General features: G+C 61.9%; 23 protein-coding genes. 13 read left to right on the top strand and 10 right to left on the bottom strand.

Annotated elements, in window-relative coordinates:
• Nucleotides 1–136: 136 nt before the first annotated feature.
• A complete protein-coding gene (locus tag PQQ96_RS01740; protein WP_408287908.1) occupies nucleotides 137–1,975 on the top strand; it encodes an ABC transporter transmembrane domain-containing protein in 1,839 nt (612 codons plus the stop codon).
• Between the two features lie 76 nt (nucleotides 1,976–2,051).
• Here PQQ96_RS01740 and PQQ96_RS01735 read toward each other — a convergent pair whose 3' ends face one another.
• The 3 genes from PQQ96_RS01735 to PQQ96_RS01725 form a co-directional block, all read right to left on the bottom strand.
• On the bottom strand, nucleotides 2,052–3,362 hold the full coding sequence (locus PQQ96_RS01735; protein WP_408287906.1) for an MFS transporter: 1,311 nt from the start codon (nucleotides 3,360–3,362) through the stop codon (nucleotides 2,052–2,054).
• Between the two features lie 52 nt (nucleotides 3,363–3,414).
• Nucleotides 3,415–4,971, bottom strand: a complete 1,557-nt coding sequence (locus PQQ96_RS01730) for an amidase (protein WP_408287903.1) — start codon at nucleotides 4,969–4,971, stop codon at nucleotides 3,415–3,417.
• Between the two features lie 139 nt (nucleotides 4,972–5,110).
• Nucleotides 5,111–5,818 (bottom strand): GntR family transcriptional regulator, encoded by a 708-nt coding sequence (locus tag PQQ96_RS01725; RefSeq protein ID WP_408287901.1) that lies wholly within the window; start codon nucleotides 5,816–5,818, stop codon nucleotides 5,111–5,113.
• A 334-nt stretch (nucleotides 5,819–6,152) separates the two neighbouring features.
• On the opposite strand from PQQ96_RS01725, the gene PQQ96_RS01720 reads away from it, so the two are divergent.
• Nucleotides 6,153–7,703 carry a hypothetical protein gene (locus PQQ96_RS01720; RefSeq protein ID WP_408287898.1) on the top strand — a complete coding sequence of 517 codons (1,551 nt, stop codon included), beginning with the start codon at nucleotides 6,153–6,155 and terminating at the stop codon, nucleotides 7,701–7,703.
• 154 nt (nucleotides 7,704–7,857) lie between these two features.
• On the opposite strand, the gene PQQ96_RS01715 is transcribed toward PQQ96_RS01720, so the two are convergent.
• From PQQ96_RS01715 to PQQ96_RS01705, 3 genes are read right to left on the bottom strand one after another with little or no spacing between them, the layout of a single operon-like run.
• Nucleotides 7,858–8,136, bottom strand: a complete 279-nt coding sequence (locus tag PQQ96_RS01715; RefSeq protein WP_408287896.1) for a 2Fe-2S iron-sulfur cluster-binding protein — start codon at nucleotides 8,134–8,136, stop codon at nucleotides 7,858–7,860.
• A 49-nt stretch (nucleotides 8,137–8,185) separates the two neighbouring features.
• Nucleotides 8,186–8,479 (bottom strand): hypothetical protein, encoded by a 294-nt coding sequence (locus tag PQQ96_RS01710; protein ID WP_408287894.1) that lies wholly within the window; start codon nucleotides 8,477–8,479, stop codon nucleotides 8,186–8,188.
• Nucleotides 8,480–8,502: 23 nt separating this feature from the next.
• Entirely contained in the window at nucleotides 8,503–8,808 is a 306-nt protein-coding gene (locus PQQ96_RS01705; protein ID WP_408287892.1) for a 2Fe-2S iron-sulfur cluster-binding protein, read from the bottom strand.
• Between the two features lie 380 nt (nucleotides 8,809–9,188).
• Here PQQ96_RS01705 and PQQ96_RS01700 point away from each other — a divergent pair, with 380 nt between their 5' ends.
• The 5 genes from PQQ96_RS01700 (at nucleotide 9,189) to PQQ96_RS01680 (ending at nucleotide 14,059) form a co-directional block, all read left to right on the top strand.
• On the top strand, nucleotides 9,189–9,920 hold the full coding sequence (locus PQQ96_RS01700; RefSeq protein WP_408287889.1) for an iron-containing redox enzyme family protein: 732 nt from the start codon (nucleotides 9,189–9,191) through the stop codon (nucleotides 9,918–9,920).
• 99 nt (nucleotides 9,921–10,019) lie between these two features.
• Nucleotides 10,020–11,480, top strand: a complete 1,461-nt coding sequence (locus tag PQQ96_RS01695; protein WP_408287887.1) for an aldehyde dehydrogenase family protein — start codon at nucleotides 10,020–10,022, stop codon at nucleotides 11,478–11,480.
• A gap of 33 nt (nucleotides 11,481–11,513) precedes the next feature.
• Nucleotides 11,514–11,993: a GlcG/HbpS family heme-binding protein gene (locus PQQ96_RS01690; protein ID WP_408287885.1), complete on the top strand. Its 480-nt coding sequence runs from the start codon at nucleotides 11,514–11,516 to the stop codon at nucleotides 11,991–11,993.
• A 65-nt stretch (nucleotides 11,994–12,058) separates the two neighbouring features.
• Nucleotides 12,059–13,072: a 2Fe-2S iron-sulfur cluster-binding protein gene (locus PQQ96_RS01685; protein WP_408287882.1), complete on the top strand. Its 1,014-nt coding sequence runs from the start codon at nucleotides 12,059–12,061 to the stop codon at nucleotides 13,070–13,072.
• 42 nt (nucleotides 13,073–13,114) lie between these two features.
• The gene (locus PQQ96_RS01680) at nucleotides 13,115–14,059 is read left to right on the top strand and encodes an ornithine cyclodeaminase family protein (protein ID WP_408287879.1); all 945 of its coding nucleotides are present in this window, start codon (nucleotides 13,115–13,117) and stop codon (nucleotides 14,057–14,059) included.
• Here the strand turns inward: PQQ96_RS01680 and PQQ96_RS01675 are convergent.
• From PQQ96_RS01675 to PQQ96_RS01660, 4 genes are all read right to left on the bottom strand, one after another.
• The gene (locus PQQ96_RS01675) at nucleotides 14,014–14,280 is read right to left on the bottom strand and encodes a hypothetical protein (protein ID WP_408287876.1); all 267 of its coding nucleotides are present in this window, start codon (nucleotides 14,278–14,280) and stop codon (nucleotides 14,014–14,016) included. The two genes, PQQ96_RS01680 and PQQ96_RS01675, sit on opposite strands and share 46 nt — an antisense overlap.
• 114 nt (nucleotides 14,281–14,394) lie before the next feature.
• Entirely contained in the window at nucleotides 14,395–15,414 is a 1,020-nt protein-coding gene (locus PQQ96_RS01670; protein ID WP_408287873.1) for a MerR family transcriptional regulator, read from the bottom strand.
• Nucleotides 15,415–15,548: 134 nt separating this feature from the next.
• Entirely contained in the window at nucleotides 15,549–15,947 is a 399-nt protein-coding gene (copM, locus tag PQQ96_RS01665; RefSeq protein WP_408287870.1) for a CopM family metallochaperone, read from the bottom strand.
• Between the two features lie 84 nt (nucleotides 15,948–16,031).
• Nucleotides 16,032–16,229, bottom strand: a complete 198-nt coding sequence (locus PQQ96_RS01660; RefSeq protein WP_408287868.1) for a heavy-metal-associated domain-containing protein — start codon at nucleotides 16,227–16,229, stop codon at nucleotides 16,032–16,034.
• Between the two features lie 303 nt (nucleotides 16,230–16,532).
• Here PQQ96_RS01660 and PQQ96_RS01655 point away from each other — a divergent pair, with 303 nt between their 5' ends.
• From PQQ96_RS01655 to PQQ96_RS01630, 6 genes are all read left to right on the top strand, one after another.
• Nucleotides 16,533–17,501, top strand: coding sequence for an O-fucosyltransferase family protein (locus PQQ96_RS01655; RefSeq protein WP_408287865.1), 969 nt, complete (start codon nucleotides 16,533–16,535; stop codon nucleotides 17,499–17,501).
• A gap of 340 nt (nucleotides 17,502–17,841) precedes the next feature.
• Nucleotides 17,842–17,937: a K(+)-transporting ATPase subunit F gene (gene kdpF / locus PQQ96_RS01650; protein WP_028193906.1), complete on the top strand. Its 96-nt coding sequence runs from the start codon at nucleotides 17,842–17,844 to the stop codon at nucleotides 17,935–17,937.
• Nucleotides 17,934–19,742, top strand: a complete 1,809-nt coding sequence (gene kdpA / locus PQQ96_RS01645) for a potassium-transporting ATPase subunit KdpA (protein WP_408287862.1) — start codon at nucleotides 17,934–17,936, stop codon at nucleotides 19,740–19,742. The genes kdpF and kdpA overlap by 4 nt, the downstream gene beginning before the upstream one ends.
• Nucleotides 19,743–19,755: 13 nt before the next feature.
• A complete protein-coding gene (gene kdpB / locus PQQ96_RS01640; RefSeq protein ID WP_408287859.1) occupies nucleotides 19,756–21,891 on the top strand; it encodes a potassium-transporting ATPase subunit KdpB in 2,136 nt (711 codons plus the stop codon).
• Between the two features lie 18 nt (nucleotides 21,892–21,909).
• Nucleotides 21,910–22,491 (top strand): potassium-transporting ATPase subunit KdpC, encoded by a 582-nt coding sequence (kdpC, locus tag PQQ96_RS01635; RefSeq protein ID WP_408287857.1) that lies wholly within the window; start codon nucleotides 21,910–21,912, stop codon nucleotides 22,489–22,491.
• Nucleotides 22,492–22,597: 106 nt separating this feature from the next.
• Entirely contained in the window at nucleotides 22,598–23,296 is a 699-nt protein-coding gene (locus PQQ96_RS01630; protein WP_408287854.1) for a response regulator, read from the top strand.
• The last annotated feature ends 58 nt before the right edge of the window (nucleotides 23,297–23,354 follow it).

The following is a 23,354-nucleotide window of genomic DNA, read 5'->3' as shown; positions in this document are numbered from 1 at the left end:
GGTGGGCGGTCCTTCAGGACGGTGCGTGGTGGACACTGAAGCACGCCGGGATCAACGCCAGGCTTTTACATGAACCGACGTCGAATCCGCAGGACTGGCACAATCGGGGTGACCTCCGATTCGCTTGGGAATCCTCATGCCAGACGCTGTTCCGCTTTCGCCGTCCTCATCGCCTTCGTCACCTTCGTCACGAGTTGGCCCGCTGTTTGCCCTGTTTCCCTTCCTGCGCCCCTATGCCGGCCGCTGGGCGCTCGCGTTCCTCGCGCTGGTGACGTCGGCGGGCGCCACGCTGGTGTTGCCGGTCGCGTTCAAATACCTGATCGATCGTGGCTTCGCGGGGGGCGACCGGGCGCACATCGATCGCTATTTCCTCGCGCTCTTCGTCGTATCGCTGGTACTGGCCGCCGCCACGGCGCTGCGCTTTTACCTCGTGTCATGGCTCGGCGAGCGGGTCACGGCTGACTTGCGGCGTGCGGTCTACGACCACGTGCTTGGGATGAGTCCGCAGTTCTTCGAAACCACGCAGACCGGCGAGGTGCTGTCGCGACTCACTGCCGACACCACCTTGATCCAGACGGTGGTGGGCACCAGCCTGTCGCTGGGATTGCGCAACTTCTTCCTGCTGACCGGTGGCGTGACGATGCTGGCGGTGACGAGCCCGGTGTTATCCGGCTACATCATCGCCACGCTGGTCGTGGTGGTGGCGCCCATCGTGATCTTCGGCCGGCGCGTACGGCGGCTTTCGCGCGCGAGCCAGGACAAGATCGCGAACACGAGCGCGCTGGCGGGCGAGGTGCTCAACGCCATGCCGACCGTGCAGTCGTATACGCAGGAGCCCTTTGAGGCGCGGCGCTTTGGCGGCGCTGTGGAGGCGGCCTTTGAGACCGCGCTCACGCGTATTCGCGCGCGCGCCTGGTTGACCGCCGTGGTGATCGTGCTGGTGTTCACCGCCATCGTGTTCGTGCTGTGGCTCGGGGCACAGGCGGTGCTGGCCGGGCGCATGACGGCGGGCCAGCTATCCCAGTTCATCCTTTACGCGGTGTTCACGGCCGGCGCCGTGGGAGCCGTTGCCGAGGTGTGGGGCGATCTGCAGCGCGCGGCCGGCGCCACCGAACGTTTGCTGCAACTGCTGGCGGCGCGCTCGCCGGTGGTGCAGGCTGAGAACACGGTCGCGCTGCCTGTGCGAGGAGAGGGCATCCGCTTCGATAACGTCAGTTTCTCGTATCCATCGCGCCCTGGCATTGCTGCGCTCTCCGCACTCTCGCTCGATGTCCATCCGGGTGAACACGTCGCATTGGTCGGCCCCTCCGGCGCGGGCAAGACTACGCTATTCCAACTGCTGCTGCGCTTTTACGATCCGCAGTCCGGCAGCATTCTGATCAACGGTGTCCCGACGCGTGACGTGCCACTTGCCGAACTGCGCAAGGAAATCGGCGTGGTGCTGCAGGAATCGGTGATCTTTTCCGGCAGCGTGCTCGACAACATTCGCTACGGCGCGCCAGAAGCCACACTTGCGCAAGTCCAGCGCGCTGCCGACATGGCTGCGGCGGCCGGTTTTATCGAAGAACTGCCGCAAGGCTACGACACCTTTCTCGGCGAGCGCGGCGTGCGACTGTCTGGCGGACAGCGCCAGCGCATTGCGATCGCGCGCGCGATCCTGAAGAATCCGCCCATTCTGCTGCTGGACGAAGCCACCAGTGCGCTCGATGCCGCCAGCGAACGGCTGGTACAACAGGCACTGGACAATGCCGCGCAGAACCGCACCACACTGGTTATCGCGCACCGCCTCGCGACCGTGCAACAGGCCGACCGTATCGTCGTGCTGGAACAGGGCCGCATCGTCGCGCAGGGTCGTCACACCGAGCTTCTGCTGAGCTCACCGCTCTATGCCCAGCTTGCTGCGTTGCAGTTCGGCGAACAGTCAGGGCAGACGACGCAGCGAGGTGCGGTGAGCGACCCTATTGGGTCAACGTGAAGAAGCGATCCTGATCGCAAGGGCAGCCTGGCGGAAGTCCAGAGCTGGCCCGGAGGCTGCCGGGCTAGCCGTAGCATTACCGACCGGCTTCGCCCTGAGGCGAAAGCGAGGTTGCCGTCATGTTCGCAGGCTCGATGACATCAGCCGCGACGTCGTCAAGCCTGATGCCGTTCGTTTCAGGCAATAGCCACGCGGCGACGATCACGAAGAGGTAACCCACACCCGCTACCAGGGGGATGGACCACCCCAGCGAGAGGTGCCCGGTACTTAACCAACCCACAGCGAACGGGAAAACCGAACCGATGACGCGTCCGACGTTATAGGCCACCCCGTAGCCGGTGGCGCGGATTTCGTTCGGATAGGTTTCCGAAATGGTTGCCGCGATTCCGGAGAAAGTCCCCTGCATCAGCACGCCCAGCAGGAATCCGAGAAACAGCATCAGCGTATTGGAGGCGGGTATCGCCATGTAGGCGACGCCCATCGTAAACGCGCCCGCCGCAAAGATCATGTACGTTATCCGCCGGCCGATACGGTCCGACGAGTAAGCACCCAGCACATAGCCGACGAAGGAGCCGAGAATCATCACGGTCAAATAGGTGCCGGTGCCGAAGATCGACAGGCCACGCTCGGACTTCAGATAGGTGGGCATCCAGGTCGCGATCGCATAATAGCCGCCCAGCATGCCGCCTGAGAGCAGACTGCAGAGAACCGTCTTCCCGAGCAGCGGACCGGCAAAAACACGGCGTAGTCCAGCCGACATCGCTGGTGCGCCGCGCTGTTCGAGGGTGCGCGAAAACGAATCCGGTTCTTGCAGATTGCGTCGCAGATAGATCACCAGCAAAGCCGGCAGCACCCCGATAAAGAAGCAACTGCGCCATGCCCATTCAGCAGGCAAGCACGAAAACGCCGCGCTGTAGACGAGTGCGGCAGCGGCCCATCCGAACGAATAGCTGCTAGCCGTGAAGCCAGAGTATTTCCCCCGATGCGCGGGATTCCTGATCATCTCCGTGACCAATACCATACAGAGTGACGACTCACCGCCGAATCCCAAGCCTTGCACCATGCGTAATACGGTGAGTTGCGCGGGTGAGTTGGCGAAGCCGCACGCAAAACACGCAATCGCGAAAAGGGCGATGGTCCAGCGCAGGATCCGCACGCGTCCAAAGCGATCGGCGAGCAGCCCCGCACCGATGGCGCCTACCAGCGAGGCAATCAGCGTGTAAGTGACGATGCCGCCTGCCATCGCCTTGTTCATGTGCCATGTCGTGACGAGGACCGGGATGAGGAACGAGTAGATCATGAAGTCATACACATCGACGGCATGGCCCATGAACGCGCCGGCAAAAGCTTTCTTTTCGTTGCTCGATAGTGATTCGAACCAGACCATGATGGGTGAACTCCGTAGCGGATGAATGCGGTGATTGCAGCCTGGGTGAGGGTCAGGCGAGCGCGATGTGCGGTGCGGGAGGCACGAATGCATAGCCTGCCTCCTCGAGCAGCGCCGCGACGCGTAGCGAACGCAGGTCGTGATAGAGCGGGGCGACGATCTGAACGCCGATGGGCAGGCCGCTAGCGGTGGTCCCGGCCGGCACGACGGTCGACGGCAATCCGCACAGGCCCGAATGCCCAGCCCAGAACAGTTGCGTCGTCATGGGCTGAGCCTGGCCGTTGACGTTCAACGTGCGCTGCCAGGGCGCACCCGTCTCGTCGAGAGGAAATGCGGCGGTTGCGGCAACGGGGCAAAGCAGGACGTCGATATCGGCGAACAACTCGCGCCACGCTTCACAGAACGTCTCGCGCAGTGTTTGCAGACTCAACCATTCGCGGTGACGCAGCGCGGTGCCGACATACTGCAGCCCCGCATAACGCGGGTCGTCGGCTGCGACCGTGTCGCTTGCCGTGAGCGCAGCGGCGAACGCGCCGTCGTCCAGGTAATGCGACGTCGAGGCGCGCAGAAGCAGGATATAGGTCCGCAGCAACTGGGCCGCATCGAGCGCCGGGCGCGCATCCCAGACCACGGCGGCGCCGGCCTTCTCCAGTTGCTTACCCAACTCGACGATGCAGTGCTCGACCGCCCCGTCGACTTCGGCGAGCGGGTGATTGGCCAGCACGCCAATGCGGAATGCGCGCAAGTCGGTCTGCTCGCAGACGGGCAGCGCGAGTCGAATGGCGCTGGCCGCTTCACCCGCTGGACCTGCGATCGCGTTCAGCACGAGTTCGAGATCCCGCGCCGAACGCGCAAGGGGGCCGGCCACGTTGATGTCGGGCACCGCCATGCCGCCGCCAAGGCCATGGCCTTTTAGCGAGACGATGCCGTGCGTGCTTTTGTGGGAGAAGATCCCGCAGAAATGGGCCGGATTCCTGATCGACGATCCGACGTCGGAGCCGACATCGAAGAACGACATGCCGGAACACACGGCTGCTGCGCTGCCGCCGGATGACCCGCCTGGCGTCCTGGAAGGATCGCGCGGATTGCGCGTTGTTCCATACACGTCGTTATAGGTTTGCCAGTCGCGCAGATAAATCGGCACGTTGGTTTTGCCCAGCAGCACCGCGCCGGCGTGGTGCAAGCGCTTGACCACGTCGGCATGGACGCTGGCGACGTTGTCGCTGTGGGCGGGATCGCCCATCGTGGTGGGCCATCCGCTGACGTCGAACGATTCCTTGATCGTGAAGGGGATGCCGTGCAGCGGACCGCGCAATTGCCCGGCGCGGCGTTCCTGATCACGAGCACGGGCCGCGGCATAGGCGGCGCTGAAGTCGGAGACGACGATTGCGTTCAGGCGTGCATTGTCGGCACGGAAGGCTGCTTCACACGAGGCGACCAGCGTTACTGCATCCACCTCGTCGTTGCGCATCGCGTCGGCCGCCTGGCAAAGCGTCGCGTAGCGGAAGGGGGCGGTGTTGCCTTGCGATGCTGAATCTGACGCAGGCGGCAGCGAACAGGCTGAGGCGGAGCCGATGGGACGATCCGGTGGCGATGAAATGGGTGTCATGGGCACTTGCTGACAAAAAGTTTGGCATTGGTATTCTGTATACCGTCAATCGCCAAATTTAGTCTGTCAAGTACCTGTCAGCTAGAAATGAAAGCGTGCGCGGCGCCGGTCGCCGCGCGCGCTAATGTCAGGAGGGTGTTTAGCTCGCGTTCTTGTCGACGTTTTTGTCGAGATAGTGCTGGGCGGCGCGCATGACATGCCGTTCCGCGAGCAACGCCGACAGTGTGGCGTCGCCCGACTGAACCGCGCGCAGGATCGCGGCATGCTCATCCCATGTCAGCCGGACCTCGTCGTCGCTTGGCTTGATGAACAGGACGCGGGTGCGGTCACGCAGCGAACGCATCAGGTCGCCCAGAATCGTATTCGCCCCCGCTGCGTAGAGCAGGTCGTGAAAGCGTGCGTTCAATTCCAGCAGGCCGGCAGTTTCACCGGCGTCCGCGCGGGCCTTGCCCTCGGCGAGCACCTCTTCGATCTTCTGGACCAGTTCCGGCGTACGGTGTTCGGCCGCAAGCCGGGCATTGAGTCCCTCGAGGGTGGCGCGGATCTGGATCATCTCGCGCGCGTCGGACGGTTTGAGCGACGCCACGACCGCACCGTGCCGCGGCCGAACCTCGACGAGCCCTTCGGATGCCAGCGCGCGCAGCGCTTCGCGCACGGGTACGCGCGACACGTCGAGCTCTTCGGCGATGCGTCCTTCGACCAGACGCTCGCCAGGCGCATAGGTGCCCGACAGGATCGCTTCGCGCAACCGTGCCACGACGAGTTGCGACAACTGCTTGTGCATGATGGGCGCGCTGGAAGGCTCGCGCGCGCCAGCCAGGGCGGACATCTCCGCTTCGGTCTTCATAGAGGTCTCCAACGGTCTTGCTGGTGGCGGTTCATGCCGCAAATTCTACCTTAGCGCCGACCGGGGAATACTGTAGACCTTATACCTCCTTGATCCTGCGCGCCTTGTCGCACGGGGGATTGACCTATCCGAGTGCACTAAGACGACGTAAGAAAAAGCTCGACATTTATGTATACATTGTACTAACCGTATTGACTGGATACGGCTCATCCGGGTAAACGCCCTTATATTCGCTGTTGATCTTAGGCAATGCAGTACATAGTATACCAACGGCCGCCTCGAACCTTTCAATAATCTGCTCGCGCGCCAGCCGCTCGCGCTATCAGGAGAAGTAATGGAATCTCACGTCGTCCTGACCTCGGCGCATTGGGTCTATCTTTGCGGGGTTGTCGCCATCATTGCGACCCTCGTGTTCCGCGCCAATGTCGTCGCGCCCGCCATCCTCGCCACCTTTGCCACGGTGTTCGCCTTTTCCGGGCATGTATCCACCGCAATAGAAGCGGTGTTCTTCGCGCCGCTGACCGCAGCCCGGGAGCTCTTCAATATCTTTCTCGTCATCTCGCTGATGACCGCGTTGCTCAATGCGCTCAAGCGGATCAACGCCGACATCAGAATGGTTCAGCCGTTCCGGGCGGTGATGGTCAATGGGCACGTTGGCTTCTTCGTGCTGGGTTTCGTCAGCTATATCCTGTCGCTGTTCTTCTGGCCCACGCCCGCCGTGCCGCTGATCGCAGGCATCCTGCTGCCGGCGGCTATCTACGCGGGCGTGCCGCCGCTTGGCGCTGCCCTGTGCATTGGTATCGCGGGGCTGGGCACGGCACTGTCTTCGGACTATGTGATCAAGGTCGCTCCGGGCATCAGTGCGAAGGCCGCTGCGGTGGCGATACCGGCGGTCGCCGATAAGGCGTTGGTGCTTTCGCTGATTACCGGCGGCGTTGCGTTTCTGATCGCCTACCTCAAGCTCCGCAAACAGATTCAGGCGCCTGACGCGCAGCACCTGGAGCGTTGGGAAGCAACCCAGGTCACGGCCAATTCGGTGGTTGTAACGACCGCGCCGAGCCGCGCGCGCATTCGGCGCGGCAAGTTACAACATGCCTCCGTGGGCGAGGGTGGTCAGTCAGGAATCCAGACGACAGCCCGCATGGGCATGGCGGCGCGCGATTTGCTCACGCCAACCCAGGAGCTGTGGTCGAAGTGCTTTGCGATCGTCATTCCGGTCGCCTTTCTGGCGATCGTGGCCTATATGGTGTTGCCGCATGTCATACCCGGCTTCAAGGGCGCAAGCGGAGCGGCCGCGGCGGCGCTGGTCGGTGGCGTGTCGGCGTTGCTGATGGTGGCCGTTGCCGCTGCACGCGACTATCGCTCGATCTGCCGCAGTACGGCCGAACACATCACTGAGGGCTTTGTTTTCTCGTTTCGTGCGATGAGTTCGGTGTTGCCGATCGCGGGGTTCTTTTTCATCGGTGTAGCGGGGACGGCCGCGCCGATTCTCGGCTTGCCGGCTGGCACGGCGGCGCCTGGCCTGCTCGCGGATCTGGTGAAGGCAGGCGAGGTCTACATTCCGCACAACGCATTTTTCGTCTCGTACGGGATTCTCTTAGCTGGAATGGTCACGGGTATCGACGGGTCGGGGTTCGCGGGCTTGCCACTGACTGGTGCGCTGGCCGGGGCGCTGGGCCGTACGGTGGGTTTCGATGTGTCGACGCTGGCGGCGATCGGCCAGATGGGTTCGGTGTGGACAGGCAAGACACTCACGGCCTGGTCCGCGCTTGCCGCGGTGGCGAGCTTTGCGCGGGTGCCTGTGTTGCAGGCCGTGCGTCATCTGCTGCTGCCGGTGATGGCCGGACTGTTGATCTCGACGCTGGTCGCGATCCTGATCTGGTAGCAGTGCGGAAAGGCCTTCGCGTCGGCATGCCGACGCGAAGGCCAATTCGTTAGGGAGGTTGGCATGACCCATGCCATGTGCAAATCAATTTAAGGAAGCTTTTGCCGCTGCGGTTCGGGGGAGCCTGGTGGCTCCCTGGCCGCAAGCGGCGGGCTCACCATGACACGCTGATATCGCCATTGACGAACGTCTGGCAGGCCATCCGGTAGCCGTCCTTGATTTCCGCTTCGCTGAGGTGACGTTTTTCTTTGTCCTTGAGGCTGTCGGTGTGCGCGATGCCGCTTTCGATCTTGCATTTGCACGTGCCGCACAGGCCGCCGCCGCATTTGAACGGAATACCGCCTTTTTCGCGTAACGACACGCGCAGCAGATTGCTATTGGGCGGCGCGTTGACTGACTTGTTGTCGTTGCTGAGGAAAGTGATCTGGATCATTCGGAGACCTGTGTTTCGTTTGCTGTACGGAACCGGTGCGGCGCCACTGTTACCGCCGAATCAGCTGCGCTTCAGCGTTGCCGTGGCCCGCGAGATGCTGTAGCGCTTTGAGTGCGGCATCGCACGTCGCGAATTTTTCGAGGAATTTGGTTGGGACAAGATTGACGACAGGCGGCTCGGCTTCGTCGATCACCTTGATCTTCGTCTCCGCGCTCAGCTTCGCGATCACATGGGTCGCAATATGCCGTCCGCAGTACACATAGTCATAGGTGTCGAGCGTCACGATGCCTTCTGCCGCTTCGGTCCGGTATTGCCCCGGTTTGCTTGTCAGGATGATGTACATATCGGATCACACCGCCTGTTGGTTCATGCTGCTTCGAGATCGCTCTGCACGAGTTCAATGTCGTGCTCGATCCAGAGTTGGCATGCAAGGCGATAGCCCTGTGCTAGCCGTTCGCCCAACTGTTTCTTCTCTTTCCAGTTGGGTGGAGGCAGATGTTCAGCGCCGCCGAGCACGAGACAGGCGCACTTCGAACACTTGCCCATTCCGCATTCGTAGCGCAGGTGCGGATAAGGGAACTGCTTGATGCCGGCGCGGACGACGAGGTTGGTGTTTTCCTTGACTTCGTCCCGATGGACCTCGCCGTTTCTGTGAAATACGACTGTTGGCATGACGCTCTCTCCATGAATCACTGGCTGGCGATGCGGTTGGCGCATCGAAAACACGCGCGTGCAGCACCTCGCCTGTACGTTGCATTGTAGTTGAATTTATAGAATACAGTATACCAAAATCGTCGGGCGGTGCACTTCGGATGAATACGGGCAGACAGGTCATTTCTCTTTGACGGGCGATCAGAACTGCGGGCAAGGCATGACTAGCATGGATTTGCCCTATTGGCAGACACCCGAAAGAGTTGGGTAGTGTTATTTGGACAAAACAAACGGTATACAGTATTCTTAAGAGGCGATACACTGCGTCTACAGATTTCCCGTGCCCGACGGCATCCGGGCCGTCGTCCCCACCTTCGTTTCCTACCTGTCAGGAGCTTGAAATGGCTGAATTGATGAATCGTGATGAATTCCGCACCGCACTCGAGGAGGCCATCAAGGGCAAGAGTGCAAACAAGGCGCCGTTCAGCGTCGCGTGGGCGAGCGGCAAGCTGAGCCGCGCCCATCTCGCGAAATGGGCCGAAAACCACTATCACTACGTTGGCCCGTTCGCCGACTACCTGGCTTACATCTACGCGCGCACGCCGGACCACCTCACCGAGGCGAAGGATTTCCTGCTGGCCAACATGTACGAAGAGGAAATTGGCGGTGACCGCCATACCGATCTGTTGATCCGCTTTGCCGAGGCGTGCGGCACGACACGCGAACGCGTGGTCAACCCGGACAACATGTCGCCGACCACGCGCGGTTTGCAGGCATGGTGCTATACCGTGGCGATGCGCGAAGACCCGATCGTCGCGGTGGCCGGTCTGGTGGTCGGGCTCGAATCGCAGGTGCCGTCGATCTATCGCAAGCAGACGCCCACGCTGCGCGAGAAGTACCAGTTCACCGACGAAGAGGTGGAGTTTTTCGATCTGCACATTGTGTCGGACGAGATTCACGGCGAGCGCGGCTACCAGATCGTGCTCGAACAGGCGGATACGCCCGAACTGCAGCAACGCTGCCTGAAGATCTGCGAGATCGGTGCACAGATGCGTTTGCTCTACACGACCGCGCTCTATTACGACTATGTCGAACAGGACGTGGCGCTGCCGGAACTCGCACTGGCGAGCTGAGCGCGCCGCGGCATGGGCGCCATGCGCCCGTGATCGCCTTTCGTTGGCACCCGCTGCCGCGGCGTGATCGCCGCCGCAGCATCAGCACAGGTATCCGTCATGAGCAATCCGGCAACACCAGAGTTCAAGAACCGTATCGCGGGCGAATGGACCGCGAGCGTCAGTGGCCGCACGTTCGCCAACGTCAATCCCGCCGACACGCGCGACATCGTCGGCCGCTTCCAGGCGTCGACGCTTGACGATGCTAGCGCAGCGCTCGCTGCGGCTTCAGGCGCCTTTGCAGCCTGGCGGCGCACGCCGGTCGCGCAGCGCGCAAAAGTCCTGACCGGCGCAGCCGCATGGCTGGAACAGCATGCAGACGCGTTCGCCGAAGAGCTCACACGCGAGGAGGGCAAGCCGCTTGCGCAGAGCAAGGACGAGATTCTTCGCTCCGCGCAGGTGCTGCGCTTCTATGCAGTGGAGGGGCAGTCGTTTTCCGGCGAGACCTTCCCGAGCGATGACCCCGACATGACCGTCCATACGCAACGTGAGCCACTTGGTGTGGTTACGGTCATTACACCGTGGAATTTCCCGATCTCGATTCCGGCACGCAAGATCGCACCGGCGCTGATTGCTGGCAACACGGTGATCTTCAAGCCTTCGTCCGATGCGCCGTTGATTGGCTACCGGCTCACCGAGGCATTCGTGCATGCCGGCCTTCCGGCTGGCGTGCTCAACTTCATCACCGGGCGTGCCTCGGAAATCGGCGCGGCACTGACCGAAGCGCCGGTTGTACGGGCGGTGTCGTTCACCGGCTCCACCGCAGCGGGCGAGCAGATTCACCGTGCGGTGCCGTTCACCACGCGCACGCAGATGGAACTGGGCGGCAAGAACCCGCTCATCGTGATGGACGACGCCGATCTGGACCGCGCGGTCGATCTGACGATCAAGGGCGGTTTCTCGCTGACGGGCCAGGCGTGCACCGGCACGAGTCGCGTCCTTGTGATGCAGAACGTGCGCGAGGCGTTCACGGAGAAGTTGCTGGGCAAGGTGAAGCAACTCAAGATCGGCAGCGGCCGCACGCCGGGCATGGACATCGGCCCGCTGGCGACGCAGAAGCAGCTCGACACCGTGCTGGACTACATCGCGTCAGGCAAGACAGAAGCGACGCATCTGTACGGCGGCGAGCGCCTCACCGGGCCGGAGTATGACCATGGCTATTACCTGACGCCCGCGATCTTCACGGACGTCACGCAGCAGATGCGGATCTGCCGCGAGGAAATCTTCGGGCCGGTCATCGCGATCGTGACGGTGACCGGCTACGAAGATGCGATTGCCAAGGCTAATGACACCGAGTACGGCTTGTCGGCGGCCATTGCCACAGCCAATCCGCGCTATATGCACCGTTTCGCCGAAGACATCGAAGCGGGCACCGTGAAAATCAACCGCACGACGACGGGCAATGCTATCAACGCGCCGTTCGGCGGCCTGAAGCGTTCGAGCACGTCGACCTTTCGCGAATCGGGACGTGGCGGACTCGAGTTTTACACGCAGATCAAGACGGTGTATCGGGGCATCTGACCGATACCGTTTCGTTATACAGAGGAGACCACAATGAAACAGGTATTTCGACTGGAGCTGGCCGAAGCGCGCGAGATGATTCGCGCCGCGATCGGGCGGGCGCAGCAGATCAACGTGCTCGAATCGATCTGCGTCGTCGACGACGGCGGTTATCCACTTGCGCTCGAGCGGATGGATTGCGCCCGCATCACCGGGCCGCAGATCGCCTGGAACAAGGCGTTCACGGCCGCTGGTCATAAGCGTTCCACTCATCTGTTCACGCAGCCGCCCAACGGCCCTGCATTGCCGGGCAACGAAGCATTCGGTATCCAGTGGAGCTTCGAAGGCAAATTTGCCGCGTTCGTCGGCGGTTTTCCGGTCGTGGTCGACGGCCAGGTGATCGGCGGCATTGGCCTCAGTGGCGGCAACGGCGAGCAGGACACCCAGTGCGGCATTGCTGCGTTGCAGGCGCTGCACGAACTGCTTTCGGCCCAGGGCCATAGTGTGCTGGTGGAAGCCGACATCAAGAAGTGACGAGGCGGCCGTCGGGATAAGCCGACGGCCCGCCGTCCGGATGGTCTCGTCATGAGGTAGCGTTCATGTCTTATCAGATTCAGGTACTCGAAACGGGCGCGTGCTTCACAGCGGAGCACGACGAGTCGCTGCTGAGCGCCGCGCTGCGCGCGAATGTGGCGCTTGCCCACGATTGTCAGTTCGGCGGTTGTGGCACGTGCCGCATCAAGGTGTTGGGCGGCACGCTCGACTACGAAGAGTTTCCACTCGGACTCACGCCGGAGGAAGCCGATGCAGGTTTTGCGCTCGCCTGCCAGGCGAGGCCGCGCAGCGATATGGTGATCGGCGCGGGTCACGGCGGGGCGCCGGCCTCGGAGCCCGCGCGGCATACGGCTCGCGTCAGCGGAATACGCGCACTGGGTTGCGATGTCACTCACCTCACGTTGGCGCTACCCGCCGAGGCCACGCTGCTGCACCGCCCGGGCCAGTACATGAACGTACTGCTCGAAGATGGCAACCGCCGGAGCTTCTCGATGGCGTCGGCGGCATATGGCGGTCAGGTCGATTTTCACGTGCGCAAGATTCCCGGCGGCCACTTCACCGATCACATGATCGCCGAGCTCAAACCTGGCGACAGTCTCGAGGTGGAACTGCCGCTGGGCGCGTTCCGCTTTCATGCGGAAGACTATCGGCCGCTGCTGATGGTGGCGACCGGCACCGGTCTTGCGCCGATCAAAGCCATGCTCGAATCGTTGATGGACGATCCCGATTGCCCGCCTGTGAGTTTGTATTGGGGGGCGCGCACGGCGGCTGATCTCTATCTTCATGATGAGATCGCCCAGTGGGCCAGGCGCCTCTACGAGTTCCGCTATGTGCCGGTGCTGTCGCGGGCGGACGAGCGCTGGGCGGGCCGGCGCGGCTATGTGCAACACGCAGTGTGTGACGATCACGCCGATCTGTCGGAGCATGCGGTGTATCTGTGCGGCTCGCCGGCCATGATCGCCGATGCGAAGCAGGCCTTCGTCGCGAAGGGTGCGAGCATCGATCATCTGTACGCGGATAGTTTTACTTTCCAGCACACGCCGGCGACCGTGGAATAGCAGCATGAAGCGCGCCGCGCCGGCATCAACGAGACCCTATTCATGATTCATTTGAGCGACGCACAGATCGACGAACTGGTCCATTTCGACGAGGCCATTCCTGTGCTTGAGGACGCCTTCCGCGCGTTCGCGCAACGTCGCGCGACAGTTCAGCGCCGTGTGCGCACGGAAGCGGGTGGCGTGAAGCTGTCAACGCTCGGCGCCGTCCTGCCGGATGCCGGTGTGACGGGCGCGAAGGTGTACACGACGATCAACGGACGTTTCAGTTTTTCGATCGTGCTGTTCTCGACTGAGGACGGCAGCTTGCTCGCCACGCTGGATGCCAACGCGCTCACGCGCATCAGAACCGCGGCAACGACTGTCATCGCGGTTCGCGCGCTGGCTCGCGCCGATGCGCGAACGGTGGCCCTCTATGGGACGGGCGTGCAAGGGCAGGCTCACGCGCAGGCGCTCGCCGAACATACGGGCTTGCGGTCGTTCAGGATTGTTGGGCTCGAGGGCGTCGAGACACTGTGCGATCGGTTAAACAGCCGCTACGGGGCGAGCGGTATCGAAGCGATGCCTGCCGAGGCGGCGAATGCCGTGCGCGGCGCCGACGTGATCGTGACCGCGACCCGTGCAACCGGTGCCTTGTTCGACGGCGCAGCGCTCACGGCCGGCACGTTGATCGCGGCGATCGGTTCGAGCCTGCCGACCACGCGCGAACTCGACGATGCGACGCTCTCGCGTGCGGCTCGGATTGTTGTCGAGTTGAGCGAGCAGGCAAGGGAAGAGGCTGGAGACCTGGTGCAGGCCGCGGCAGGCACGTTCGACTGGAACGATGTCGTCGAACTGGGTGATGTGCTCGAAGGCAGGGCGGCAGGGCGCGCCCACGCACACGACATCATCGTCTACAAGGCGGTCGGCATAGGCTTGCAGGACATTGCACTTGCCGGGCTCGCCTATCGGAAGCATGTTGCGCGAAACGCGGCAGAGCGTTGCGCCTGAGCGCCGGCCAACGGGTTTTGCAGGCTCGGCGTAAATGCGCCGTTGGCGACGGCATTGTAGAAACCGAGGTACGACAAAGGGTTCAGCCAGAACAACAGGTTGTCCACCCCATGAATCTCAATGAAGCCGCCACCGTTCTCCTGCCAGCCGCTCATGATGAAGCGACGCGTCGCCATGCAGATGCCGATTTGCGCCGCCAGCCACGCGAACCGCTTCTTCATCGGAACGTCGCTGTCGTGCAGGAAGAACAATGCGGCCGCGGGGAGGCCATTGCACGGGCCTCGACATGAAGTTCGTGCGTATGACCCCCGCGGCGAATCACCAACTACACCACATCATTGCGGCTGTGTCGGCTGCAGCGCCTCGCGAAGGTAAGCGAGCATCTCCCGGTCGATTCCCGTGCCCGCCAGTATCGCGGGCTCGTTCTCGTAAGCGGCGTGGAGTTTCCGGTGAGTCTCCGGATCCGTACCGACATAGTCATTGAACAGATCCATCCAGCGCAGCGCGAGCTTTTGCACCGACGGGTCGTCAACGGTTTTGCCGCTGTCCATGGCGCGCCGGACTTCCGCGACGAGCCCCGGCCATTCAGCCACGTAACGCTCGTCTCCATTACGCATGCGCTGCAGTTCCTGTGGCGACAGATATTTCGCGTAGAGCGCGAACTTCGAATGCCGGACAGCGCGGGTCATGTAGGCCAGCATCTCAGTCGTGATGCCGCTCTGCACCTGCAACGCCGGTTCGTTGCGATGCATGGTGTCAAGCTTCGAAAGCAGGCGCGGATCGCCGCCGGTGTAATCGGCCACCATCGACATCCAGCGGCTTGCCAGTGCCTGGGCCTCTGGGCTTTCGACGGGAATGCCGCGATCCATCAGTGCGTGCACCGCCTGAATCAATGCCGGCCAATTCGCCGCCCCGGCGAGCTTGTTTGAACGAAGCTGGCTCTGCTCGTCCGGCGTAAGATATTTATCTTGCATGGTCATCAACTCCAACGTGGTTAGCCAGTCGGCAAGATCGGGCTCTTCTCCCGTCATCAACTGGCCACGCAAACGATGAAGTCTGTCGCGCAGGTCGGTTGCACGGTCGATCTGTTGAGTCAGCGCTGCTATCTGCTGCTCGATAACCGTCGAGAGGGTGGAGTCCGGTCTTGCCAGCAAGGCCCCGATGTCGGCCAATGACAAATCCAGCTGCCGCATCGCCTGGATCTGATGCAGCCTGGCGATGTCGTCGCGGTTGTAGAGCCGGTAGCCGGCATCGGAGCGGGCAGAAGGCGTGAGCAATCCGATCGCGTCGTAGTGATGAAGCGTGCGTACCGTTATGCCGGATCGCCTGGCTAGTTCACCTACTTTCAGCAGCATCGAAATCGCTCCTTTCTTCATGCCCGCATGCAGACTAGAACCTGACGTTGCGTGAGGGTCAAGCACGGCGTCAATGCCTCAAAGCCTCAAAGCCTCAAAGCCTCAAAGCCTCAAAGCGATGAGGTTGCCCCTTGTCACTTCACACCGTGCTTCGCCTGCCAGCGCTCCATGAACGCGATCTCGTCGTGTTGTGCCTTGATGATGTTTCGGGCCAGGCGTTTCAACTCGGGATCTTTGCCGTATTTCAGCTCGACCTTTGCCATTTCAACCGCGCCTTGATGATGCGGAATCATGTGGGCCACGAAGTCCTTGTCGGCATCGCCCGTATAAGCAGGCGCTTCCATGCCTTGCATCATTTTCTCGTCGGCGTCCTTGAACGCCTGCGTCGATGCGCTCGACCCGGCGTCCGTTGAGCCGGACATGTCCATGCCGGGCATCGACGCGCCCTGCTGGGCGTAGACGGGTGCAGTTGCGACAGCAAAGACAACGCCGCTGAAAAGGCAAAGGGCACGGAATGCGCGAAGGTTTTTCATATTAGGTTTTCCGTTAGGGAGAAAAGTCATGTCAGGCGAACAGGGCGCCCAGCTTAATCCACAGATCAGATTGATGCGATCTGGTTAGCCCTTGAGCGTGGGATGAAAGCCTGCCGCCTCGATGGCCTCGATGACGCGTGCCGACGGCAGCGTCGAGGCGACCGTCACGATTTTAACGGGAACATCGACATCGACCCTCGCTGCGGGGTCGAGGCCGGTCACTGCACGAGTAATCGCATTGGCGCATCCGCCGCATGACATATCCAGAATTTCGAGTTTCATTTCTTACCTCCGATGAGAAATCAGAACTCAAGCGTGGACCTTCCCATGGTGGGAAGGTCAAGCGTTTCCGTCGATGTTCACGCTGTCGCCAGCCGTAAGAACGCGATTTCGTCAATGCGGTGAATGCCTGGTCCTGGCCGTCCATCCAGGGAAAACCTTACCGGGCTTTTGTGCGATAGCTCACGAAGACAAGCCAAACTTACTTGGCCAGATTTTTTGAGGTGTTATGCTGGGCCGTCCCTTCCTTTGCAGAAAGCAGGTACGTGCCATTTCATAGAATACCTAATTAATTAGGAGTCGGGCATGTTGAGAAAGGTGGTCGATCGGGCGAAACAGATCCGACGCAGCGAGGGATTCAAGCATTCCGTGGCAACGCCGCGCCGGATTTCACTTCATGCTAAACAACGTTTAAACAGGGGAATTTTTTCCATCGAGATTCAGGAGAACTCCGGGTTTTTCTCCGTGATGCAGATGGTCCTGTTTATTCTGATGTATTGCGACGAGAAATGCCTTACCCCGTGCATTAGCGCACGCGGTGGGCTGTATGGCGACGCCGAAGGAAAACTGGACTGGTTCTCGGCTCTCTTCGAATCCGTGCACACTGCCCCGGGGCCCGCGTTCACGCATAAAGTGAGAACGTCGACAGTGCGTGACCTGGTCCAGTTGGGCTTTCGTCAGCGCTATGAAACCCGGCTTCAACTGAGAAGCGCAAGTGAACTCTTCTTCGCGCACTATCGGCCAGCCACGCACATCTACGAAGAAGTCGACGCGATCTGCCAGAAGCTCGGGCTCGGCAAGTCGACGCTGGGCGCGCATTTCAGAGGGACCGACAAGACGCTGGAAGCCGTCCCGGTTTCATGGGGAAGCTTTTGCCGGCAGGTGGAATCGACGCTTGCAGAAAACCCGCACTTAACCCGTATTTTTATCTCGAGCGACGAACAGGCGTTTATCGATTTTTTCGTCGCCTGGCCATTCAGCAAGCCGGTGAGGGTCGCACCGGCGAAACTGCTCGCCTGTGGCAGCACGCCCGTTCATTTCAGCGGCTATCCGGGACTCGAAATCGGCCGCGAGGCGCTGGTTTCCTGCTTGCTGCTGGCCAATTGCGGGTTCCTTGTGAAGACGCCGTCCTATCTGTCCGCATGGTCGAAGATCTTCAATCCCGACCTTCCAGTGAAGCTCGTATCGCCTCCGCGTCCGGACGCATTCTGGTTCCCCGATAGCCAGCTCTGGCTCGAACAGGCTGCGCAGGATAAATCGGTTCAAGCGGCATAAGCTCCGGCATAGGTCCTGGCATAAGCCCAGGCATAAGCGGGCGCATAAGCGTCAGCCGTTTTCAAACGGTAGTTCGAACGCCTGAAAATCCCCCAAGCAAGACCCTGCCGCTGCGCCGGTCCGGCGACCTCTCACACCACGTCCATCGTTTTTACGAAGCGCCGCGAAGTATTAACGCTGTGTTTACGCGGATTTTCCTAAATTTCACGGTGCAAGAGTCCCTCGTGGGAGACCAGACCATGGACCTGCTTTACCTCATCGCAATCATTGCGTTCGGCGGCCTCGTCGCGGCCTTTGTAGTTGGCTGCGACAAGCTGCACCGCGCGCCCGGAGGCCGTCCATGACCACCTGGATGACGTGGCTCGCGGCGGCCTCGACGCTGATTCTGTTCGCTTACCTCGTGTATGCCTTGCTACGCGCGGAGGCTCTCGAATGAACTTCAATAACCTGTTCCAGCCCGGCCTGTACATCGTCGTGCTGATTGCGCTCGCCATCCCGCTCAGCCGTTACATGACCGGCGTGGTGGACGGTTCGTCGGTCGTGGTTCGCCGCATCGGGCGGCCGATCGAAACTGCGTTCTACAAGCTCGCCGGGGTCGACCCCAGCGCCGAAATGTCGTGGAAGCACTACGCGATGGCCGTACTGGCGTTCAATACGCTCGGTGTGCTCGCGGTGTATGGGTTCCTGCGTTTGCAGCAATGGCTGCCCGCGAACCCACAGAGCTTCGGACCGATGACGCCAGACGCCGCCTTCAACACGGCAGTCAGCTTCGTGACCAACACGAACTGGCAGGACTACACGCCGGAATCGACCGTCAGTTACCTGACGCAGATGGCCGCACTGACGGTGCAGAACTTCTTATCGGCCGCCACCGGCATCGCTGTGGTGGTTGCGCTGATTCGCGGTTTCGCGCGCCATACGACGGCGACGATCGGCAATTTCTGGGTCGATGTGACGCGTATCACGCTGTATATCCTCGCCCCGCTCGCGACGGTTATCGCGCTCGTCTTCATCAGTCAGGGCGTGATTCAGAACTTCCAGTCATACGAAGACGTGCCGACGCTGCAGGTGACGACGTATCAAACTCCGAAGACCGATGCCCAGGGCAATCCCGTCAAGGACGCCAAGGGTAATCCGGTGATGGTGGACAACAAGGCCGACAAGCAGACGATCGCCATGGGGCCGGTCGCGTCGCAGGAAGCGATCAAGATGCTCGGTACGAACGGCGGCGGCTTTTTCAACGCCAATTCCGCGCATCCGTATGAGAACCCGACACCGTTCGCCAACTTCGTGCAGATGATCGCGATGCTCGTGATTCCGGCTGCGTTGTGCCTGGTATTTGGCCGGGTGGTGGGCGACCAGCGGCAGGGTTATGCGGTGCTCGCCGCGATGACGATCGCCTTCGTGGTGGCCTGCTGGGGCGAGATTTCGTCTGAGCAGAATGGTAATCCGCTATTTACGTCGCTGCATGTCGATCAAACCGCATCGGCTAGCCAGGCGGGCGGCAACATGGAAGGCAAGGAAACCCGCTTCGGCATTGCGCAGTCCGGCATCTTCACCGTGGCGACCACCTCCGCATCATGCGGCGCTGTTGTCAACGCGCACGATTCGCTGACACCGATGGGTGGCTTCGTTCCGCTCCTGCTGATCGAACTCGGCGAGGTGATCTTCGGCGGTGTGGGTTCGGGTCTGTACGGCATGCTCGTGTTCGCGTTGCTCGCGGTATTCGTGGCCGGCCTGATGATCGGGCGAACGCCGGAATATATCGGCAAGAAGATCGAGTCGTACGAGATGAAGATGGTGTCGATTGCCGTGCTGCTCACGCCGCTGCTCGTGCTGGTCGGTGCATCGATTGCCGTGCTGACGGCAGCCGGCGTGGCGGGCCTCGCCAACCCCGGCCCGCACGGCTTCTCCGAGATTCTCTACGCGTACAGTTCGGCCGCCAATAACAACGGCAGCGCTTTCGCAGGCCTCTCGGTCAATACGCCGTTCTACAACGGGACGCTGGCCGTCGTCATGTGGTTCGGCCGCTTCGGTTCGATTGTGCCGGTGCTGGCGATCGCCGGATCGCTCGCCGCCAAGAAACGCATCTCCGCGACCGCCGGCACGCTGCCGACGCATGGCCCACTGTTCGTCGTGCTGTTGCTCGGCACGGTGGTGCTGGTCGGTGCACTGACCTACGTGCCGGCGCTCGCGCTCGGCCCCGTCGTTGAACATCTGATCATGGTCGCGGGACATTGACTGAGAGGACAGCATGACTAACGGACTCCAACCGCCGGTTCATCAGCCTGGCAACATCGGTCAGGCACGCAACGCCGCGCGCTCGATGTTCGACCCGGCGATTGCGCGGCCGGCGCTCGTCGATTCGTTCAGGAAGCTCGCGCCACGCCATCAGTTGCGTAATCCGGTGATGTTCTGCGTATACATCGGCAGCATTCTGACGACCATTCTGTGGATCGCGGCGCTTGGCGGCCAGGCTGAAGCGCCAGCCGGCTTCATTCTCGCCATCGCGCTCTGGCTGTGGTTTACCGTGTTGTTCGCCAACTTCGCGGAGGCGCTGGCCGAGGGCCGCTCGAAGGCGCAAGCGGCTTCGCTGCGCAGCGCGAAGCACAACGTGATGGCGAAGAAACTGCAGGAGGCGCATCCCAAGTCGCCGATCCGCATCACGACCGCGACCGATCTGCGCAAGGGCGACGTCGTGCTGGTCGAAACAGGCGACGTGATCCCGGCCGACGGCGAGGTGATCGAAGGTGTCGCCTCGGTCGACGAGTCAGCGATCACGGGGGAATCCGCGCCGGTGATCCGCGAGTCGGGTGGCGATTTTTCCTCGGTGACGGGCGGCACGCGTGTGCTGTCGGACTGGATCGTCGTGCGGGTCAGCGTGAATCCGGGCGAGGCCTTTCTCGACCGGATGATCGCGATGGTGGAAGGCGCGAAGCGTCAGAAGACGCCGAATGAAATCGCCTTGACGATCCTGCTGGTCGCGCTGACGCTCGTGCTGCTGTTCGCTACCGCGACACTGCTGCCGTTCTCGATGTTCTCGGTCGAAGCCGCGAAAGCCGGCCACGTTGTCACGATTACTGCACTGGTCGCGCTGCTGGTGTGCCTGATCCCGACCACCATCGGTGGCTTGCTGTCGGCCATTGGCGTGGCGGGCATGAGCCGGATGATGCAGGCGAACGTGATCGCCACCTCCGGTCGCGCCGTGGAAGCGGCAGGCGACGTCGACGTGCTGCTGCTCGACAAGACCGGCACGATCACGCTCGGCAATCGCCAGGCATCGGCCTTTACGCCCGCGCCGGGCGTTACCGAGGAACTGCTCGCCGACGCCGCGCAATTGTCTTCACTTGCGGACGAAACACCGGAAGGGCGCAGCATCGTCGTACTCGCGAAGCAGCGCTTCAATATCCGTGAACGCGATATGCACGCGTTGCAGGCCGTCTTCCTTGCCTTTAGCGCACAGTCGCGCATGAGTGGTGTCGATCTGCCCGACCGTGAGATTCGCAAGGGTGCATCCGATGCGATCAGACACTATGTCGAGGCGCACGGTGGCCGCTTCCCCTCGGAGCTGACGACTGCAGTGACGGAAATCGCACGGCGCGGCAGCACGCCGCTGGTCGTCGCGCAACTGGTTCGTGGCGAGAGCGGCGCGCGCTGTATGGGCGTGATCGAGCTGAAGGACATCGTCAAGGGCGGCATCAAGGAGCGCTTCGCTGAACTGCGCAAGATGGGCATCAAGACCATCATGGTGACGGGCGATAACCGGCTGACCGCGGCAGCGATCGCCGCCGAAGCCGGCGTGGACGATTTCCTCGCCGAGGTGACGCCTGAGGCGAAACTCGCCACGATTCGCACGCACCAGGCAGAAGGGCGGCTCGTAGCGATGACCGGCGACGGCACCAACGACGCCCCGGCGCTCGCGCAAGCGGACGTGGCGGTGGCGATGAACACCGGCACGCAGGCGGCTAAGGAGGCCGGCAACATGGTCGACCTCGATTCGAATCCGACCAAGCTGATCGAGATCGTCGAGATCGGCAAGCAGATGCTGATGACGCGCGGCTCGCTCACCACGTTCTCGATTGCCAACGACGTCGCCAAATACTTCGCGATCATCCCGGCGGCGTTCGCCACGACCTATCCGCAACTGCGTGTGCTCGACGTGATGCATCTGAGCTCGCCGGCCTCGGCCATTCTGTCGGCGGTGATTTTCAATGCGCTGATTATCGTTGCGCTGATCCCGCTGGCGCTGAAGGGCGTGAAGTACCGGCCGCTGGGTGCGGCCTCGCTGTTGCGCCGCAATCTGCTGGTCTACGGGCTGGGCGGCATTCTGCTGCCGTTCCCGTTCATCAAGCTGATCGATATGGTGCTGAACGTGTTCGGCTGGGTCTGACCCAATAGAGTGAACATCATGAAAACGCTGCTTCGTCCGGTACTTGTCCTGTTCATCCTGATGACGGTGATCACCGGGGTAATCTATCCGATCGTTGTCACTGCAATCGGCCATACCGTCTTCGCCGCCCAGGCGAACGGCAGTCTGCTCGTGCGGAACGGCAAGCTGGCCGGCTCCGCGCTGATCGGCCAGCAGTTCGACGCGCCGTACTATTTCTGGGGCCGCCTGTCGGCCACCACGCCTCAGCCCTACAACGCGCAGAACTCGGGTGGATCGAACCTTGGCCCGACCAATCCCGCGCTTGCCGACGAAATCAAGGGCCGCCTCGATGCGCTGAAGGCGGCAGGTAACGACATGTCGCAACCGGTGCCGGTGGGTCTGGTGACGTCGTCGGGCAGCGGCCTCGACCCCGAGATCAGCCCGGCGGCGGCCGCCTATCAGGCGGCGCGTGTAGCGAAGGCGCGCGGCCTGCCGCTCGATCAGGTCACCGATCTTGTCGCGCGTAATACGTCGGGTCGGCAGTTCGGCCTCTTCGGCGAGGCACGCGTGAATGTGTTGAAGCTCAACCTCGCTTTGGACGATCTCAAGCCGATGCATTGAGCCGGTTGCCTGACCGGCGCGCATCAGGCGCGCCTGTCCAATAATCTATGGAGACCCCGCCTGGACGTTGGCCGCGCCTCAGGGGTGCTGTCGACGTGGCACATACATGAGCGATCCCACCGTAACAGTCGTTGTGATCGACGCTGACAAAGCCATCCGCCGCTTCGTTCGCACCAGCCTTGAAGCGGCCGGCATGAGTGTCTTCGAAGCGCAGACCGGCGTACAAGGCCTTGCACAGGCTGCGACGCGGCTGGCGGATCTCGTCATCACCGACCTGAGTTTGCCGGACATGGACGGCATCGAGGTGATCCGTGAGTTGCGCGGCTGGTCCGCGATGCCGGTGATCATCCTGTCGGCGCGAAGCCGCGAGGAAGACAAGGTTGCCGCGCTCGATGCCGGCGCCGACGATTACCTCACCAAACCCTTCGGCTTACCCGAGCTTAGCGCGAGGATTCGCGCGCATTTGCGCAGGCAGGCCAACGGCAACAGGGTGGGCCTGCCTCAGGTTCAGTTCGGCCTCGTCACGGTCGATCTCGGCGAGCGCAGGGTGGTGCGCGGCAGCCGGACCGTCCATCTCAGCCCCACCGAATATCGCCTGCTCTCCGCGATGATGCGCCATCCTGGGCGCGTATTGACGCATGAGCAATTGCTTGGCGAGGTATGGGGCCCCTTGCAAACCGGGAACCACCACTACCTGCGAATCTACATGGGGCATCTGCGCCACAAGCTCGAACGCGATCCGGCGCATCCTGAACACATCGTTACCGAGGCGGGCGTGGGCTACCGGCTGGTCGGCGTGCGCTGAATTTCACAGGATTTTTATATCGCCGGCGGCAATCGTTTCCCGGTCTTTATGGCGTTGT

Origin of the sequence: Paraburkholderia sediminicola (assembly GCF_046027825.1) — a bacterium.
Taxonomy (GTDB): Bacteria; Pseudomonadota; Gammaproteobacteria; order Burkholderiales; family Burkholderiaceae; genus Paraburkholderia; species Paraburkholderia sediminicola_D.
This window is presented reverse-complemented; position numbering and strand designations above follow the sequence as displayed.